This window comes from Pseudoalteromonas sp. S1612 (assembly GCF_005887175.1).
Lineage (GTDB): Bacteria > Pseudomonadota > Gammaproteobacteria > Enterobacterales > Alteromonadaceae > Pseudoalteromonas > Pseudoalteromonas undina.
Genome location: NZ_PNDH01000043.1, coordinates 67,531 through 85,896 on the forward strand (window position 1 = coordinate 67,531; position 18,366 = coordinate 85,896).

14 protein-coding genes are annotated in these 18,366 nt (G+C 39.5%); 9 read left to right on the forward strand and 5 right to left on the reverse strand.

Going from position 1 to position 18,366, the window contains the following annotated elements; genetic code table 11:
• Positions 1-69 precede the first annotated feature (69 nt).
• From CWB78_RS14845 to CWB78_RS14855, 3 genes are read right to left on the reverse strand one after another with little or no spacing between them, the layout of a single operon-like run.
• Positions 70-1,227 (reverse strand): HDOD domain-containing protein, encoded by a 1,158-nt coding sequence (locus CWB78_RS14845; protein ID WP_055011569.1) that lies wholly within the window; start codon positions 1,225-1,227, stop codon positions 70-72.
• The gene (locus CWB78_RS14850) at positions 1,224-3,233 is read right to left on the reverse strand and encodes an EAL domain-containing response regulator (RefSeq protein ID WP_138596254.1); all 2,010 of its coding nucleotides are present in this window, start codon (positions 3,231-3,233) and stop codon (positions 1,224-1,226) included. Before CWB78_RS14850 ends, CWB78_RS14845 begins: the two co-directional genes overlap by 4 nt.
• Before the next feature lie 3 nt (positions 3,234-3,236).
• Positions 3,237-3,815, reverse strand: coding sequence for a response regulator (locus tag CWB78_RS14855; protein ID WP_138596256.1), 579 nt, complete (start codon positions 3,813-3,815; stop codon positions 3,237-3,239).
• Positions 3,816-4,024: 209 nt separating this feature from the next.
• On the opposite strand from CWB78_RS14855, the gene CWB78_RS14860 reads away from it, so the two are divergent.
• From CWB78_RS14860 to hemH, 4 genes are all read left to right on the forward strand, one after another.
• A complete protein-coding gene (locus tag CWB78_RS14860; protein WP_138596258.1) occupies positions 4,025-5,209 on the forward strand; it encodes an FIST signal transduction protein in 1,185 nt (394 codons plus the stop codon).
• A complete protein-coding gene (locus CWB78_RS14865) occupies positions 5,206-6,615 on the forward strand; it encodes a sensor histidine kinase (RefSeq protein WP_138596260.1) in 1,410 nt (469 codons plus the stop codon). Before CWB78_RS14860 ends, CWB78_RS14865 begins: the two co-directional genes overlap by 4 nt.
• A gap of 239 nt (positions 6,616-6,854) precedes the next feature.
• On the forward strand, positions 6,855-8,192 hold the full coding sequence (gene nosR / locus CWB78_RS14870; protein WP_010389515.1) for a response regulator c-di-GMP phosphodiesterase, NosR family: 1,338 nt from the start codon (positions 6,855-6,857) through the stop codon (positions 8,190-8,192).
• Positions 8,193-8,270: 78 nt separating this feature from the next.
• Positions 8,271-9,290 carry a ferrochelatase gene (hemH, locus tag CWB78_RS14875; protein ID WP_010389517.1) on the forward strand — a complete coding sequence of 340 codons (1,020 nt, stop codon included), beginning with the start codon at positions 8,271-8,273 and terminating at the stop codon, positions 9,288-9,290.
• Between the two features lie 145 nt (positions 9,291-9,435).
• Here the strand turns inward: hemH and CWB78_RS14880 are convergent, their stop codons facing one another.
• Entirely contained in the window at positions 9,436-10,593 is a 1,158-nt protein-coding gene (locus tag CWB78_RS14880; protein ID WP_138596262.1) for a benzoate/H(+) symporter BenE family transporter, read from the reverse strand.
• A gap of 368 nt (positions 10,594-10,961) precedes the next feature.
• Between CWB78_RS14880 and CWB78_RS14885 the strand changes: the two genes are divergently transcribed.
• Together CWB78_RS14885 and CWB78_RS14890 are read left to right on the forward strand one after the other, a co-directional pair.
• The gene (locus CWB78_RS14885; RefSeq protein ID WP_054201457.1) at positions 10,962-11,675 is read left to right on the forward strand and encodes a protease inhibitor BamI-like protein; all 714 of its coding nucleotides are present in this window, start codon (positions 10,962-10,964) and stop codon (positions 11,673-11,675) included.
• Between the two features lie 65 nt (positions 11,676-11,740).
• Positions 11,741-12,484, forward strand: coding sequence for a M12 family metallo-peptidase (locus tag CWB78_RS14890; protein WP_055011576.1), 744 nt, complete (start codon positions 11,741-11,743; stop codon positions 12,482-12,484).
• 93 nt (positions 12,485-12,577) lie between these two features.
• Here the strand turns inward: CWB78_RS14890 and CWB78_RS14895 are convergent, their stop codons facing one another.
• Complete coding sequence (locus tag CWB78_RS14895) at positions 12,578-13,792, reverse strand: alkaline phosphatase family protein (protein ID WP_138596264.1); 1,215 nt, start codon at positions 13,790-13,792, stop codon at positions 12,578-12,580.
• A 152-nt stretch (positions 13,793-13,944) separates the two neighbouring features.
• On the opposite strand from CWB78_RS14895, the gene dgt reads away from it, so the two are divergent.
• The 3 genes from dgt (at position 13,945) to CWB78_RS14910 (ending at position 18,168) form a co-directional block, all read left to right on the forward strand.
• Positions 13,945-15,408 carry a dGTPase gene (dgt, locus tag CWB78_RS14900; RefSeq protein WP_010389524.1) on the forward strand — a complete coding sequence of 488 codons (1,464 nt, stop codon included), beginning with the start codon at positions 13,945-13,947 and terminating at the stop codon, positions 15,406-15,408.
• A gap of 93 nt (positions 15,409-15,501) precedes the next feature.
• The gene (locus CWB78_RS14905; RefSeq protein ID WP_138596266.1) at positions 15,502-16,974 is read left to right on the forward strand and encodes a hypothetical protein; all 1,473 of its coding nucleotides are present in this window, start codon (positions 15,502-15,504) and stop codon (positions 16,972-16,974) included.
• A gap of 345 nt (positions 16,975-17,319) precedes the next feature.
• Positions 17,320-18,168: a substrate-binding periplasmic protein gene (locus tag CWB78_RS14910; RefSeq protein ID WP_138596268.1), complete on the forward strand. Its 849-nt coding sequence runs from the start codon at positions 17,320-17,322 to the stop codon at positions 18,166-18,168.
• Positions 18,169-18,366 lie beyond the last annotated feature (198 nt).

The following is an 18,366-nucleotide window of genomic DNA, read 5'->3' on the forward strand; positions in this document are numbered from 1 at the left end:
AGAGGAAATTATAAATAGGTGGTTTTGTAATACTGCCCGTTTTTAAATGTTATTTTATACAGAGTCTATTTAAGAGGTATAACTCTGCCAATCAAATTCACTAATAACATGGCAAAGTAATGGGTCTACGCCTTTTGAGTCACAGTATGCACGTAATTGCATGGGAGTTTGTTCATCAAAAATAATTTGCCAAACAATATACAACATATGATTAAACAGAGTTAACTCATTATCATCAGTACCAGCTAAATCATGGCAACTCATCAGTAAGTTACATATTTTCGTGTCGTATCCCCATAACTTTAAAACGTAGGCCGAAATAAAATTGGCACTCACGTATCCATTGTTGATGGTTTGCGCATGTTCATCTGGCGGTTCACTTTCGCCTTGAGACAGTAAAATAATTTTGCCAACAAAACTCAATAACGCCACTGAAAATAATAGTTCTTGATCATGTAAGTTAAAACCTGCTTGCTTTGCAAAACGCTTAACACAACTAGCGTAATTCGCCGCTATATTTAATTGCTTTTCATGCACATCAACAGGAATAGACGATTCAAAATTTTTGGCAACCAATAAAGAAGTGGTGATAGCCATTAATATAGTGGTTCCGAGCCTCGACACAGCCTCATCTATTGACGATGTTGGCCTTATAAAGCCAAGATAAGCAGAGTTTGCAAGTTGCAACAATTTAGCGGTTATTATTGGCTCTTGAGAGACAACATGGCTAATATCATGTAAATCAAATTCATCGCTTTGTACTAAGTCTCTGAGTTCTTTTAAAATAAGAGGGTAAACAGGGAAGCTGATCATTGCCCCTAACTGCCTGCGCACATTAAAAGCAAAAGGTAACGACTTTAACGCTGCTACATTGTCAAAAAGCGCGGTTATATCTGCTTCATTAAACGGCTTAGCAAGGTAAGCATGCACAACATTAGGTTGTCGCATCATGGTGCTCAATGTCATATCACCAGTAAGTAATGCTCTGACTGGGTAGGGGTTTTGTGAAGAGCATTGCTCTAAAACATCCAATCCATTCATTTGCGGCATTAAATAATCACTTAATACTAAATCTAAGTCTTGCTTAGTGTTTAGCAGCTGCCAAAATTCATCAATATCAGAGGTTGTCATTATATCAACCTCTGGATAGGCTCGATGAATAGTCCTTTGTAATACTTTTAATAAAAAAGCATCATCGTCTAGTATGACGACCGTAATCGAACTCATTGCGCACCTTGAGAATTAAAATGGTTTAAATAATTACAAAAATCATCCTGCTCTAAAGGCTCACTGTAGTAATAGCCTTGTATGTAGTCACACCCTAACTTTTTAATTAATTCACATTGATAGGCTGTTTCTACCCCCTCAGCAACAACTTTTAAATTTAGATCATGCGACATACGCGTAATATTACGAATCATACTTTGCATCGCTAAAGACGATTCAATATCAGTAATAAGGGTTCTATCTAGTTTAACGCCATCTACAGGGAGCTTAGAAAGATAGCCAAGTGATGAGTAACCTACACCAAAGTCATCAATTAATAGCTTAAACCCCAACGATCTTAGCCTTATTAATTGCTGTTCGCAGTTAGTAAAATCTTCGATTAGATAAGTTTCTGTTAACTCAAAAACTAACTGTGACGGCTCTAAACTATTGCTGCTTAAACACTCGAGCATGTAGTCAATCCAATCCGGATCATCTTTTAATTGCCTAGCAGACAAGTTAATTGCTAATACACCCACCCCTGTTTTGTTGTCTGCCCAGTATTTTAGTGTTTTACAGCTTTGAGAAATAACCCAGCGCCCTATTGAGATAATTTGACCATCGCATTCAGCAATCGGGATAAAATGAGCTGGCGCTACCCAGCCATGTTTACTCGGCTCATACCAGCGAATTAACACCTCAGCAATAAATATTTGGCCTGTTTTAGTATCAACCTTTGGTTGAAAGCGTAATGAAAGCTCATCTTTATTTACCGCTGTTAATAATAAACGGCTTAAGTCAAAGTTCTTTTTATAATCTGCGACCAGCTGAGGGTCAAAGCGAGAACAAATACGCTGCTGCTCACCTACTTGGTAATTCATCGTCAACTGCATTTGATTAACGAGCTCTTTTCCCTCTAAACTATCCTCAGGAAACAAACCATACACACCATAAAGCTGCACATGGGCATCGGTATATTTACTAGGAAGTGCTTTTTTCAGATCATTCATCGCCTTATTTAATACGGTTAAAATTTCACTATCAGATTTAATTTCAGGAACAAATAATACAAATCTATCGGCGCTCTTATGAAGAACTTTGACCGCTTTTTCTGATACGCCTTTTAGCACCTCCAAAACCAATTTTATAAGGTGGCTGCCATCTTCGCCCCCTAGCAAATCATTAATTAATTGAAACTGCGAGATACCTATATAAACCAAGGCATAACATTCTTTGTTCGCTTCACACAGCGTTAAATGATGATAAAAGTCAGACTCATTGGTTACTACCGACTGTGTTCTGGTAAGTTGAAAAATACTACTCAAGCTGTTTGAGTTAATTGATAGCTTCAAAAGTTGGAAAGAATCATCATTTAAACAACGCTCTATCATAATTTCTTCGCTTTTCGCTAGATCAGAGGCGCGTGCATAGTTAATAAAAAGTGTACTGCTTTGCTTGTCAATAAAAGCCTGGCTTACCGCTTTATTTTGAGCTGTATCTAAATGGGCGAGGTGTTTGTTTTCGTATAAATGAATATCAGGAATGATTTCAGCGGCAGGCGCGTTAAAACGATTAATAATGCCGTTATTGTCTATTTCTATTAGGCCAGACATGCTGCCCATTAATAACTGATCTCTTACTCTTTTAGCTCGGCGCTGTTCATATTTTACTTGCGCCTCACTAATGTTTTCAAGTAATTCACTATCGACCCATGGTTTTTCTAAAAAACGAAATACCAATCCCTGATTCAATAACTCAACTACAGACTTAAAATCAGCATATCCACTTAGCACTAAGTTTACGCAATCGGGCCAGCGACTTTTAACCTGCCGCAATAAATCAGCGCCGTTCATTTCTGGCATTCTAAAGTCAGTAATGATTATCTCAACTTGATTAGCCGCTAATATTTCAAGCGCCTCAAAACCCGTGGATGCTGTTATTACATCATAACCAGAACGAACAAGTACTCGTTTTAAAGACTTCAATACATTGAGTTCATCGTCTACTAATAAAATTCGCAAAGCCACTATTTACACCCCAAGAAGAGTTCTATTTTTACCAAATAAAATATTTACACTGTCTATCAATGTATCGTTACTAAATGGCTTACAAATATACCCATCAGCACCGGCATTAACTGCATCGATTAGTTGAGTTTCAGGCATTCCTGAAATTACTAACACCTTAATATCTTTAAACTCTTCGCAAGAGCGGATAAAACGAATGACCTCAATGCCGCTTAGTCCCGGCATAGATAAATCAACAGTTATCAGCTCTGGTTTTCTCTGGTGCATTAACGTACCAGCCTCAAACCCGCCTGCGGCTTCTACTACATCAAAACCGCTTCGTTTTAAAACACGCCTAATTGCAGAACGAACATTAGCCTCATCATCAATAATTAAGACCTGTGGCTTTTGCGACAAACTTTGTGGAACTGGCATTTTATGTCTGACTAAAAAATCAATAAAGTCAATTACCTGCACCCTATAATTGCCTCGACCAGTCAGCTTATGCCCTTTTAAGTCTCCCGCGTTAATCCAACGGCTTACCGTTCGTTGGTGAACATCGCAGTAACGAGCAATCTCACTTGGCTTTAATGTTTTTAGCATGCTAATAAAATTCAACTTGATTTTAAATTTATATTAACATAAATTTAAAAATAAGGCGACAAATGAGACATTTAAGACATAGATGACATTTATTAGCAGCTAATTCAATAACACACCCTATTCAAGAATAGTCTAGAATAAATCCTAAGCTATTATTAATAGTTAAAAACACCCACAATTGTGGCTATCGTTATCACCAAGGGGCATCTATGTTCGCCATTGATACTTTTCACACTCACGGCAGCGATATAGATCAATTTATCCAACCTGTAAATCAGTTTACGAACAACAGCCCTGATTTGCTGCTTGGTTTTGCAACAACAGATACCATTAAGCACCTTTGCAACAACCAGCCAAGCTTGATAGAAAACACTCAAAACGGTTTATTTATCTCATCATGCCTTGGTTCATCAACCGAGCAAACCCTCTCATTAAATGAGCACAGCATTAGTTTATTCTCGATTAAAGACCCAAATGGTCATTATGGTGTTGCAAGTTGTAATGCAACCGATAATCTAAGAGAAAATGCTGCTCAAACCGTACTCGAAGCCATTGCTAATGCAGGCCAAACTGGACTCGCCCCAAAAATGGTCTGGTGTTTTCAAGTTCCAGGTAATGAGGAGTTGGTATTACAAGGAATTCAAGATGCTATCGGGCAGCGTATACCTGTTTTTGGAGGAAGTTGTGCCGACAACGACATTTCAGCAAAGTGGTGCTTTAGCGATACTAAAAGTGTATACCAACAAGGCTTTATTATTGCAGTGTTATACCCCTCGGTAGAAACATTCGGCTTTTATAGTTCAGGCTATGATAAAACCGACCAGCTGGGTACAGTTACAAACGTTGATGGTCGCATATTAAATACTATCAATAACCAGCCCGCCTTTGATGTTTATAATCAGTGGCGAAAAAACATAGGGTTTGAACAGTTAAAAGCGGGAAATATACTTGCCCAATCAACGATGACCCCACTGGCAAGAGCCCTTTCCTCTGTTGATGATATTCCTAGGCTGCTGCTAAGCCACCCAGCGGTAGCTGAAAATGGCACGCTAGAATTATTTTCAAATTTAAGCGTTGGCGATACTGTTTATCTTGCTTCGGGAAGCCCTGAACAATTAATAAAACGAGGCGATATGGTCGTTTCTTCACTGACCAAACTGGCAGACTTACATGCAATAAAAAATATAAAGGGCGCTATTATTATTTTTTGTGGCGGCTGCATGTTATCTATTCAAAGTGCAATGCAAGAAGTAAAACACTCTATTGCAGCACAATTACCCAACACACCGTTTATTATGGGCTTTACCTTTGGAGAACTTGGCACATTTAGCGACTCAACTAGTAAGCACGGTAACTTAATGATCTCATGCGAAATATTTGGTGATTCTGTATGACTACCAACGAAATACTATTAGAAAAACTGCATTTATTACAGGTTCATAATTTAGCACTTGAAGAAAACCGTGCCTTTAACAGCCTGATTTTAGACGGCCTAGATGCAATCTTAAAAAACGACAGCACAGAAACCTTACTCACTGAGTTTTTTAATATTTTGCAACAAGCGATCTCTTTTTCTGCGGCTATTTTAATTAAAATAAATCCCAGTGATGAATTATCTACATTAGTTACAGCATCGCACCCTCATAGCGATACAATAATTACCCAGCTTACAGCTCTCGATAAACCGAATAGAAACATTAAAAATGTGTTTAACTTACACCAACTTCCTAATTGGCAAGTAACCGATCCTTTTTGGAATTCGCAGCATGCAATGCTCACCACTCCAGTAAGTACCAGCACAGAGAGCTATCAGCTCTATATTTTTTCTGAAACAATTGGCGCGTTTAATCAGCACGATATTACTTTAATGCAACGCTTTGTCAGTTTTGCAGGGAATACGATTTCACAATTTGAAAAACGAAACTTACTTGTGAAACAAAAAGAAATGGAGGAAAAACAAAGCAACATTGAACAAGTGCTAATCAACTCTGAAAAAATGGCTTCGTTAGGGCAAATGGCGGCAGGCGTTGCACACGAAATAAATAACCCTTTAAGCTACATTGTCAGTAATATCCAAAATTTGGCTTACAACCTTGAGCAATTTAGTCATTTAATTAACACACTCAAAGCAGAAAAAGCCATAACGCAGCAAACATTAGTAGATACACTACAGCATTACCAATTTGATGAATTACAAACAGACTCAAGCGATATCATTGCTGAAATGACTGAAGGGGCTGATCGAGTTAAAGAGATTGTTCAAGGGTTAAGGCAATTTGCTCATCCGGATCAAACCCAAATTGGCGATATTGATATAACCGAGCTCATTGATAACACATTACGTGTTGCCTGGAACGAAATTAAATATAACGCCAACGTTGAAAAAAACTACAACACAGAACCCGTTATCATCACAGGGCGTTCAACCCAGCTCTCTCAGGTATTTTTAAATTTATTTTTTAACGCCGCTCAAGCCATTTGCGACAAGGTTGGAGTGATCAGTATTACCACTAAAGCCGATAAAAAAAATGCCTATATAACTATTGCCGATAATGGCAGTGGAATTGATGAGAACAAATTAAATAAAATTTTTGACCCTTTCTATACTACAAAACCAATAGGCCAAGGCACAGGGTTAGGGCTGGCTATAAGCAAAGCAATTATAGAGCAGCATAGTGGTCAAATTCGAGTTGAAAGCCAGTTAAACCAAGGTACTGTTTTTTATATTACCTTACCTAAAAAACCCAAATTAACTGACGATGTACTCACTATTTTAAATGCTAACAAACCGATTGAATAAGCTCTATTTACAGCACTGATTTTGTGTAAGTAAGCTGTAATAATCATCGTTAACTTTAAGAGTAATATAGTTAAAATATTTGCAAACCAAGGTACTGCGCTATGGTATTTAATCCTATCCGCTGTGATTTACGTACTGCTAAAGTACAGTATCTTGATACGGCTTAAATAAATCAGTTGTTTACAAGCAAAGCTTAGACTAACTTTAGCCATTTAATACACTTTCTTATTGGTAAAAAAATGACGGACATTGACCCATTAGAGCAATTAAATCAACAACCACCGAGTATTTTATGCTTAGATGATGAAGCCAATGTGCTTAAATCTTTAGTTCGTTTATTACGCCAATATAAATTTGATGTGAGTGTTTCAACCAGTGGCCAAGATGCACTTGAAAAAATGCATGCAAAGGAATTTGACGTCGTTATTAGTGATATGCGTATGCCACATATGAGTGGGGCGGAGTTTTTAGCTAAAGCGAGAAAAATCGCTCCCGATAGCCAGCGTATTTTATTAACTGGTTTTTCCGATCTAGAGTCAACAATAAGTGCGGTTAACGAAGGAGGCATTCATGCCTATGTGCAAAAACCTTGGCAAAATGATCACTTAATTAGCGTTATCCAATCGGGTGTAGAAAAGTTTAGACTAAAAAAACAAAATGAAATTTTACAACTTCAAGTAAATCAACAAAATCAACAGCTAAAAGAACTTAATACTAATTTAGAACAACTCGTCGACAAGCGAACAAAACAAATTAGAAGCGTGCTGAAAAAACTTGAAGTCGCTAATGAAAGTGAAAAACGAGAGCATCAATCTACTGTTGAACTACTTTATAATTTTATTAATGCAAATCCGTATCTCGATGGTAAAAGAGCCGAGAACATTGCCGGCACATGCACGCAAATAGCGCGTTACCTTAATGTATCGCAAAGAAGTATCACGCTTGCGCCTATTGCAGGGTATTTAGCTCAAATTGGTTTACTTGCGATGGACCCTGAGCTTTACAACAAACCTATTAACGAACTCAATGAAGTACAGCGCAAAACGTTTTACACCCACCCGAGTATTTCACAATTAATGCTCATGCCTGCAACGCATTTAAGCGATGTTTCTGATGCAATTTATCATCAATTCGAACGCTACAACGGCCAAGGAATACCCAAAGGGCTTGCTAAAAACGATATTCCTATTGGGGCTATGGTGCTCAGCGTTGCTCGCGATTACTGGGAGCATTATGAGCAAAGCGATCCATTATTAACTACAAAAATGCGTCATGAGGTGGCACTTAATAATATTAAGCTTGGTAGTGGCAGCTTATATCATCCAAAAATAGTAAAATCGCTTGAGGCAAGTCATGTACAGCTTATGGCCTCAGACACGTCTATTGGCTCGATTAAAGTAATTTGCGCTCAAGAACTTGAAGAGAGTATGACACTGGCAAACTCACTGCACAGCCATACAGGTATTATGCTTTTACCTAAAGGGCACGTTTTCAATTCAAAATCGATTGTGAAACTACAGCAACTCGAAGCCAAAAAGCCGACTCCGTTTAGAATTATGGTTAAAACGGCTAAATGATTGATCTAAAATGCTCTTTTATTCGTTATACTAAGCCATAATAGTTACTTTCAAATATATTGCTTGAAGGAGCACACAGTGTCGCGATTTTCTGCCGTTACCGATAATCCCCACGACGGGCGTTTTAACCAAAAAACAGGTATTTTATTAACCAACTTAGGTAGCCCCGATGCCCCCACAGCAAGCGCGTTACGTGTTTACTTACGTGAGTTTTTGTCAGACCCGCGTATTGTAGAAATACCACGTATAGTGTGGATGATCATTCTTCACGGCATCATTTTGCGTATTCGCCCAAAACGCTCAGCTAAATTATATAAAAGTATATGGACCGAAAATGGCTCGCCGCTTACTCACATTACACGCCAGCAAAGCCTTAAATTAAATGCCTTATTAAAACACCATGGCTATACCAACACCGAAGTGGTTATGGCGATGCGCTATGGTAATCCATCAATCGAAGCGGGCCTTGAAGAGCTTAGAGACAAAGGTTTAACCCGTATTATTGTGCTGCCGCTTTACCCGCAGTATTCAAGCCCAACCACAGGCTCCACATTTGATGCGGTTGCCAATGTATTAAAAAAATGGCGCTGGGTGCCAGAGCTGCACTTTGTAAATGGGTATCACAAAAACCCAACCTACCTAGAGTCACTCGCTAACAGCATTAGCGAAGATTTAGAAAAACACGGAATGCCACAAAAAATGGTGTTTTCATACCACGGTATGCCTAAACAGTTTTTAGATAATGGCGACCCATATCACTGCCTCTGCCAACAAACCACGCGTTTAGTGGTTGAAAAACTAGGGCTAGACAAAGATAAAGTGATCACTACTTTTCAAAGTCGCTTTGGTAAAGCTGAATGGTTAAAACCATACACAGATGCAACTCTTGAGAGCTTACCTAGCGAAGGCATTAAAGATATCGCAATTATTAGCCCTGCATTTAGCGCCGACTGCCTTGAAACACTTGAAGAATTAGAAGGTGAAAACCGCGAAATTTTTGAAGAAGCTGGCGGCGAAAAATACCGATACATTGCAGCCCTAAATGACCGTGACGATCACATCGACGCCATGTTTGATGTGTTAAAGCCAATGCTATAAAAAAGAGAGCAGCGGTTAGGTTTTAGCTCTCAGCGTTCAGCTGGAGATTAGCCAAGTGCGGTGAAAGCTTGTAGGCGCGAGTATATCTCGCGCTTTCTCTTGTATCACTTTCTGATAGCTGACAACTTATAATTCAAAGCTGCGCTTAGCGCTTACGTGTCACTAATAATGTGATTGCTCCGGCAATTATTCCCCAACAGGCAGAGCCCACCGACCATAAAGTTAAATCTGAGGCCGTGACTAAAAAAGTAATAATGGCCGCTTCAGTATATTCAGCACTATGCAAAGACTGCTGCAAACTATTGGCAATAGTGCCAAACAAAGCAATACCCGCCAGCGCCAATACTAAGGCCTGTGGCAGGCTTGCCACAATTGCCACTAACATAGCCGCACATAACGCCATAATTATGTAAAACACGCCACCAGCAATACTTGCCCAATAACGCTTATCAGGGTCTTTATCGGCCTCTTCGCTCATACAAATAGCCGCTGTTATGGCTGCTAGATTAATAGAGTAGGTACCAAAAGGAGCCGTCACACAATTTATTAACCCGGTCACAGTTAATGACGATGATATAGGCGCCTTATAATTATGTGCTTTCAAAATAGCGAAACCGGGTAAGTTTTGTGAGGTCATAGTTACTATATATAAAGGAATACTTATACTTACAAATGCCTGCAAACTAAAGCTTGGCGCAATATAAGTAAAACTACTGGCTTGCCAATGCACGGTACTGGTATCGATATTGCCCATATACCACGCTAAAAATATACCCGCTAGCAACACACTTAGCATCGCAAAACGGGCAAAAAAGCGCTTACCAATAAAGTACACCACCACCATTAAACCAATAACTAATGGCATATCGTTCATAAAGTTAAACACATCAATGCCAAATGTGACTAATACCCCCGCTAACATGGCACAAGCCAGTTCACTGGGAATGCGATTCATGATTTTTTCAAACCACCCCGTTATTCCCGACACCAGCACCAATAAGGCTGAGAGCATAAATGCACCTATCGCTTCATGTAGGCTATAGCCTTGAGCACTTGAAATTAGTAATGCAGCTCCAGTGGTAGACCATGCAATTAAAATAGGCACTTTATAATAAAACGACAACACAATAGAGGTACTGCCCATTACCAAGCCCAGCATTAATATCCAGCTTGCCACTAATTCAGGTGTGCCACCTAAAGTGATCACCACTTGGTAAATCAATGCTATTGAACTTGAAAAACCAATAATAACGGCAACAAGTCCCGCCATAGTGCGACTAAGTAACTGATCAGTCCCTGCCATAATTCCCTCATTAAGAAACCCTAATGCTACAACATACTTTGCCTATTTATACTTTGCAATTTTGAATAATGAATAATGAAAAATGATCACGTTGCTAAAAAAATTTATTGGTCAGTTTTGTCTTTCAAAATCATTGCAATTTAAAAAACACATACGTACCTAAAAACATGCCACAGGGTGCGTCATTACTACAAAAAACCACACTTATTAAATCAAAAATAAATACCTAAAAAAGGTAAAGCAAATACTTACAATAAGTTACAAAAACACCCGTTAACACTTTATGGTTACAATTTAAATTTGATCTCATCCTATTTTTAATATAAAACTTAACAATTAGTTCACCAATAACCCTAAAAGAGAAACAGATGAAACGTTACATTGTTTTAATTATCGCTATTCCTTTGTCTGTATTTGCCATATATACGCTGCTTAATAATCAGAATAAAACCGATGAGGTAGAAGCCCCCATAGCTATTGATATCGTTCCTGTTGATTCTGAATTTGCAAAACAAACACGTAAGCCATTACCAATCGATATGAGTAAAGATCCTATAAAAGGCGCCCCTTCAAAAGCAAAGTTAGCCGTTATTGAAAACTCATTTGACGCAATCAATAAACCTTCAACCAAGGCAAAAGAAATACTTAAAGCGGCAAAAGTACTGCCTACCGATTTACAAAATGAAGCCTATATAGAATTTGATCTAGCAGCGCTTAAAACCCTTGAAGCAGGGGATAATTTTGACCTAGCTATACCGCAAACCGCAGAAACCTACAGCGCTGAAATAACGAATGTTACCAATGCCAGTAACGGTGATAAAAGCATTGTTGGCCAAGTGATTGGCGCTAATGGAGCGTTGCATACCACTATATTAACCGTTGGTAATGACGCGGTTTATGGTCAATTTACTGCCCCAAGTGGCAATTATGTTTTTGAAAGCAAAGGCCAATACGGCTGGATTGCAGCAAAACGCGACTTATATAAAAACCATATAGAACACCAAGTAGGTGAACCCGCACCAAAAAATACTGACGGTGGAGATCCGTTTGCGCCCAGTGATGAAGAATCACCCTCAATTTAATTTTTAACCTCAACCAAGATGACTCAGCAGTAAAACTGCAATTACAAAAGAAAGGAAATACGACTATGAAAAAAATAATATCAACAGCCGCTATTGCAACGGCATTATGTGCCGCTAGCACAGTGTCAGCAGAAACAATTGATATTGGTATTTTATATACCGACCAATCAGCTGCCGCTACCAGCAATATTAATACTAAAATTAATCAGCTTATTGCTTTTAGTAATCAAGTATATAGTCAAAATGGCGTTGATATAACACTGCGTTTAGTCGGTTCTCAAAACTTAGGCAACCATGCAATAACCCCTTCAGAAGATTGGCTTAACGCTGTGACAAATAGCAGCTACGTAGATGGTTTACGTAATGATTGGAAAGCCGACATGGTAGCCGTTTTAGGCACAGGCCAAAGTGCAGGCAGCGGTTTAATCTCTTGTGGACTAGCATGGGTTGGTCAAGGTACGAATGGCAATTTATACAGCTCAATGAGTAACCGTATGTATTCAATAACAGCCGTTGATTGTGGAGCTACAACGTTCGTGCACGAACTAGGTCATAACCAAGGTTTGGCGCATTCTCGTAAGCAAGGCGATACGGCCGGTGGCGTATATGTTGATGGTATGGGCCACGGTGTACAAAATGAATTTGCCAGTATTATGGCTTACCCGCATGTGTTTGGTAGTGCAACTCAGTACGATTATTTCTCTAACCCAAATTGGAGCGTAAATGGCATTCCATTTGGTGTGACCAACCAAGCATATGCTATTCGTACTGTAACCGACACAAAAACCAGTATTGCTAACTTTAAATAAACCCAATTCTAAGAATTAGCATTAAAAAAATGGGTAAAGTATTACCCATTTACACCAATTAAGTTTCCCTTGCGGAGCGCCTCGGCGCTCTTTTTAATGATTAACTGCTTTTATTGCGGGCATTAAAGTTTTGCCATCGCTATCTACTTGACTCATTAGCGTTAACCCCATTACCTTGGCAAGTACAGGGTAAATATCTAAATTATTCACCAGCTCAATACTTACCCCTTTTTTAAACGCAGGACCTGCTGCTACAAAGGTGGCTGCCATATCATCACTATAAGCATAGCCATGTGTACCTAAATAAGGCGCTTTAGTACCATTACTAAATACCGCAGGCGCATTGGTTTGCACCACAATATCACCCACTCGGCTCCCACTATTATAATGGTAGCCTTCAAGCTGTTCGCTACTTAAAACACTATAACGCCCCTTAGCCGCCTTTTGTAAGCGTGCTTTATACGCGCCAACATCCGCATTTTTAGCATCGCTTTTAGTATAAATAAGTAAACGAGGACCGGTATTCACAATAATAAAATTATCATCTTTAGGTAAACTGCTAACAATAATGCTTTGCTCAGGATCAACCTGTGCCATGCCATGATCAGAAACAATTACTAAATTAATATCCTGAGATAATTTGCTCAAGCGAGTACGTAATTGCCCCACTAAAGCATCTAACTTATGAACAGCGTCACGTGTTTGTACTGCATCTGGGCCAAACTCATGCCCCATACTATCAACCAGCGAAAAGTAACTGGCTACAAAACGTGGGCGCTGCGCTTGAGGCAAACTTAACCATTGTACAATTTGGTCAATTCTGTCTTGGTAGTTACCTTGTTTAGAATAATGAAAATAGTAGTCTGGCGTCATACCATTAAAGCGCGCATCCGACTCAGGCCAAAAATACACCGCCGATTTAAGCCCATGCATTTTTACTAAATTCCATAATGGAGTACCACGTACCCAGGTACTGTCTTTTTGGCCTTTACCCATGCTGTAGCATTGATTATTGCGCGCTTTGTCACAAAATTTATTGTCAACAATACCGTGGTTAACGGGTAGTAAACCAGTAATCACCGAAATATGATTTGGAAACGTTTTAGTAGGGTAAACTGGCTGCATTTTTTGTGCTCTAACCCCTTGCTCAGCCATTGCTTTTAAATTGGGTGCACCGTGCTTTTCAATATAATCCCAACGCAAGCCATCAATTGAAATCATCACTACAGTTTGCTCTTTGGCTGCAAACGCATTACTCATCCCTAATAAAAGGCAAAAACAGACTGCCTTTGTGATCCACAACTTCATTTTAAACACCTATAGATGTATGTTAATTTTATAAAAAATAATACTAAAGCAAGTTGTTACTTTATGATACATGCTGATAGATTAAAGATGGCTCACTAAAAATATAACTGTGCACTTAATAAGAGCCCAACGTGCAAAATAAAAGGATTGCCATGATCGACTTCAGCAGCAAAATCACCCCAGCGCGTATGCAGCGCACGACGGCCAATTTACAAATGGCGCTTGAGAGCGATCGTGGCCGAATTATTAATAGTGCAGCCATTCGTCGGCTGCAACAAAAAACCCAAGTATTTCCGCTGGAGCGTAACGCGGCAGTGCGTTCGCGCCTAACTCACTCATTAGAAGTACAACAAGTTGGTCGATTTATTGTGCAGCGTGTTTTTGCCAACTTAAATTACCAACAGCAAAAAGAATATGGTTTATCAGGCTTAGAACGCCCGCTAGAAACCCTTGTAGAGATGGCCTGCCTAATGCACGATATTGGTAACCCGCCATTTGGTCACTTTGGCGAGGCCGCCATTAATAATTGGTTTAATGCTAACTTGGCCAGTATTACGCCTGAGCGTTGCCAAACAGCCAATAGCAGTATAGGCGTTATTTTTAAACATTTAGCGCAAGATATTTGCAGTTTTGAAGGCAACGCCCAAGGCATACGTATTATTCACTCATTGCTCAGCCTAAATTTAACCTACAGCCAAAGTGCGGCAATTTTAAAGTACACCCGCCCTGCCAGTTTAGCGAAGCAAGATATCCCACAAAATAAAAACTACATTATGAAAAAAGTGGGCTACTACTACAGTGAAAAAAGCTTTGTAGAGGCACTGCAAACTGAGCTCAAAATGGAGCCGAATTGCCGCCACCCAGCCAGTTACATAATGGAAGCCGCTGACGATATTTCTTATTGCTTGGCTGACATAGAAGATGCGGTAGAAAAAGACATAATCACCACACAGTTATTATGCGAGCAACTAAAAAAACAGTATCAAAAAGCGTTAATTAACTTAGCCTTAAACGACACCCAACATCAAAGCTTTGTTGATGATGCAATTAATTACGCTATTGAACGCGCGCAAGCACAGCCCTTTAATTTTAATAGTGAATTTTTTATTTATTTGCGTGTATCGTTACTGCACCCATTAGTAAATCATGCTGCTAAACGCTTTATTGAAAACATAGAGCCAATTTATCATGGTGACTTTAACCATGCATTATTAGAAGACCGCAGCTACCTGCATGCAGTAACCCAAGCCCTTAAGCAAGTGGCACTTGAGCATGTATTTTCTCATAAAGAGGTCGAAAAGCTCGAACTACAAGGCTACCGTATTATTAACGGCCTACTAGAATGCTATAAACCGTTACTGCAATTAACTAGCGACGACTTTAAACGCGCACTACATGGCGACAACCGTTTATTAATAGAATCGAGATTAGTTAAAAAACTCTCTAAAAAACATTTAAGTAGCTATCAGCACGCTATAAATGCCATGCAAGAAGAGCCCGACCACTTTGCAGCTTATGAGTTTTATTACAGATGTAGACTCATTCAAGACTACATAAGCGGCATGACTGACCAATTTGCTTACGACGAGTACCGCAGCTTAATGGTGATTGACTAATTTAGGCTTAGCGCGCGAAATTGCTAAACCCTAGATAATTTTTTACTTTACGCTTAAAATTAGTGCATTGATGCTTAACCGCTTTTGAGTTTTATGAAACCGTTACTGAGTTGCTTACTTTTTTGTTTTACTTTGTTTTATAGTGCCAGCAGTGCCGCTTACAACGAAGCGATGTGCATTCTTATAAAACAAGAAATGCAGCAATATAGTAACGACAAAACTAGCCGTAAGTACCGTAACGCCGCTCGCGACTACAAAAAAAACTGCAGTAACCCGGCACGTACTCAACCAGCAACAAAGCCTAAAGCGCAACCCATTATTGAACAACCCATCCCTGAGATTACAAAACCGCAAGTAACTGAGCCTGTTTCATCTGTTGTAAATACCCCTATTGCAGAGAGTCAAACCCAGTCATCACTTGCACACGTTGAACAAACAGTAGCAACAGCGTCTGAGCCAGATATTGAGCAAAGTATTAAACATACTCAAAGTACAACTGTTCCAGCATCAGCAAGTACCGAGCCTAATGAGCCGCAAACCAATAAAACAACAAACGATGAACAAACTGATGCTGCAACAAATGATCAGCCTAGCATTGATACAATCACGCAAAACAACACAACTCCAGCAGTTACAAAATCAACAGTAGAGCCTTTACAAACGGCCATGCCGGTTACCGTAAATGCCACAGAGCAAGTTAACGGTGTTGCCTCATCAATCCCTAAAAAATCAAATATGTTGTCGCTAGTATTACCCAGTGTGGCGCTACTCTTAGTGGTAATAATTGGGGTTGTTGTATTAATGCGCCTACGCCATGTTAAGCAAAATAACGAGCCTGCCGATACCAGTATGCCACTAGCTGCTCCCCCTACTAAGTGCGATGACAAGCAAAGTAGTACTGCTATTGATGAATCTAAGACTCTTGATACCAGCAAAAGCGAGCCAAAAACAACAACCGAAAGTGCCGAGCCAAACGCAAACGAAGTGAGCACAGCTAAAGTAAAGCAAATCCCGAATACCGCAGAGTTTGAAGCCGCCGCTAAAGCCACTTTAGAACGGATAAAAAATGCCACCGAGCATGCAGAGCCACAAGTAAGAGACTTTGATCCCGAAGCCAAACCAATCAAAAAACAGCGCAAGCCGGTTAATCAGCCTAGCGAGCCTGTACCAACGACTAAAAAAGAAGCACCTATTGCAGCTGAGCCCATTTCGCCTCAACAACCAAAGGCAGACTTACATTCGCCTAAACAACCGCGCTCACCGTTAACGCCATCTACCGAGCACGACTTTAAAGAGCCTGAAATACGCACCTTCGATCCCAACGCCCCCTTACCCACTAAAAAAAGTGCGATAAAACCAGAACAAGTAAAGGTATCGCCAGTTGAACCCACTAAGCCTGATATACCGCCACAAAGCAGTAACCCATTTGCTAACTTATCGCTTGATGAAAGTTGGGATCCAAATTCACCACAAAAACCGAAAGTGGAAGAAAAGCAACGCGCCCCTAAATCACAAGCATTAATTGAAGCTGAAGAGCGTGCAAAAAACATGCAAACAAAAGAATAATAGAGTACGCTGTACTTATTAAAAGGTGGCTTTAAATCTAATACCAATTCGCTTAATCAAGTGGTCTGTTTTGAGGCAGGAAAAATGTGTTGATAGCTAGGCAAAAAATTTGCTATTTAGTTGTTCTCAGCAATTGCTCCTGCATTGCTCTACCTTCTGCATCCATGCAGTCGTAAATGAGAGTTTTTTAACGCAGGTAGCGACACGTTTAGCCCCGTAAAATGATTAAGTATTATTGCCGACTGATCTAGCTTAAGCGTGCATTCAGTTTCACTCACTACAATAGCCTACTTTTTGAACAGCACCGATCACAACCTAATGGCTAAGAAGGAGTAAACTATACATATGCATGTGATGTTATCAGCTAAATTAAGATACCTTATTTTTACCGCATCTTTTTGTCTGATGGCTTTAGTGAGTGATTACAGTAACGCAATTGAAGCAATTCAACCCAAAAACGAACAGCCCACACATACCACTACTTTAAATATAAGTACCGGCGAATGGCCCCCTTTTTTAAGTGAATCATTACCTCATCAAGGTGTGATTGCCCATTTAATCACCGACTTATTTGCACAAGCCAATATTAAGGTTAACTTTACCTTTTTACCCTGGCCGCGTGCTTACCACGACACCATTAATGATAAATACGCAGCCACCGCCGTATGGATGTTTGAACAACAACGTACTGAGGATTATTTTTACAGTGAGCCAGTGTTAAACGAGCGTTTTGTATTTTTTTATCACAAAAAACGCCCTTTTGATTGGCAAAACCTAAACGATTTAAAAGGCTTATTACTCGGTGGTGGGCTTGCTTACAGCTATGGCGAAGAGTTTGATAAAGCACTACAAGCGGGTCTATTTGATATGTCGCGAGTAAGTACCACAGAGCAAAACTTTAAACGCTTAGCTATGGGCAGAATAGACGCCTTTGCCGAGGAAAAAAGCGTAGGCTATCACATATTGGCAGGTCAACTACCTACAATAAAAAATGCCATTGTGCATCACCCAAGGCCACTATTAATCAATAAAAGCTTTGTCATGTTCCCTAAAAATAACGAATACAGTAAACAATGGCTTGAGATTTTTAATCAGCAATTACTTAAATTTAAACAAAATGGTCGCTACCAAACTTACTTTGATGCGTTAGATAATGGCGCTTATCAGCCCACAAATAACGCCCTGGCCGACTGACCTGGCATGGGTTGCGAGCTACGAGCTAGGTTTTAGGTTTTAGGTTTTAGGCTTTAGGTTTTAGGTTTTAGGTTTTAGGTTTTAGGTTTTAGGTTTTAGGTTTTAGGTTTTAGGTTTTAGGTTTTAGGTTTTAGGTTTTAGGTTTTAGGTTTTAGCAGTAGCTCGTTAATACTAATTATATTCGATAACACTTTACGA

Coding starts and splice junctions, on each gene's coding strand:
- CWB78_RS14845 (WP_055011569.1), bottom strand. CDS start 1,227: ATGAGTTCGATTACGGTCGTCATACTAGACGATGATGCTTTTTTATTA.
- CWB78_RS14855 (WP_138596256.1), bottom strand. CDS start 3,815: ATGCTAAAAACATTAAAGCCAAGTGAGATTGCTCGTTACTGCGATGTT.
- CWB78_RS14860 (WP_138596258.1), top strand. CDS start 4,025: ATGTTCGCCATTGATACTTTTCACACTCACGGCAGCGATATAGATCAA.
- CWB78_RS14865 (WP_138596260.1), top strand. CDS start 5,206: ATGACTACCAACGAAATACTATTAGAAAAACTGCATTTATTACAGGTT.
- nosR (WP_010389515.1), top strand. CDS start 6,855: ATGACGGACATTGACCCATTAGAGCAATTAAATCAACAACCACCGAGT.
- CWB78_RS14880 (WP_138596262.1), bottom strand. CDS start 10,593: ATGGCAGGGACTGATCAGTTACTTAGTCGCACTATGGCGGGACTTGTT.
- CWB78_RS14885 (WP_054201457.1), top strand. CDS start 10,962: ATGAAACGTTACATTGTTTTAATTATCGCTATTCCTTTGTCTGTATTT.
- CWB78_RS14890 (WP_055011576.1), top strand. CDS start 11,741: ATGAAAAAAATAATATCAACAGCCGCTATTGCAACGGCATTATGTGCC.
- CWB78_RS14895 (WP_138596264.1), bottom strand. CDS start 13,792: ATGAAGTTGTGGATCACAAAGGCAGTCTGTTTTTGCCTTTTATTAGGG.
- dgt (WP_010389524.1), top strand. CDS start 13,945: ATGATCGACTTCAGCAGCAAAATCACCCCAGCGCGTATGCAGCGCACG.
- CWB78_RS14905 (WP_138596266.1), top strand. CDS start 15,502: ATGAAACCGTTACTGAGTTGCTTACTTTTTTGTTTTACTTTGTTTTAT.
- CWB78_RS14910 (WP_138596268.1), top strand. CDS start 17,320: ATGCATGTGATGTTATCAGCTAAATTAAGATACCTTATTTTTACCGCA.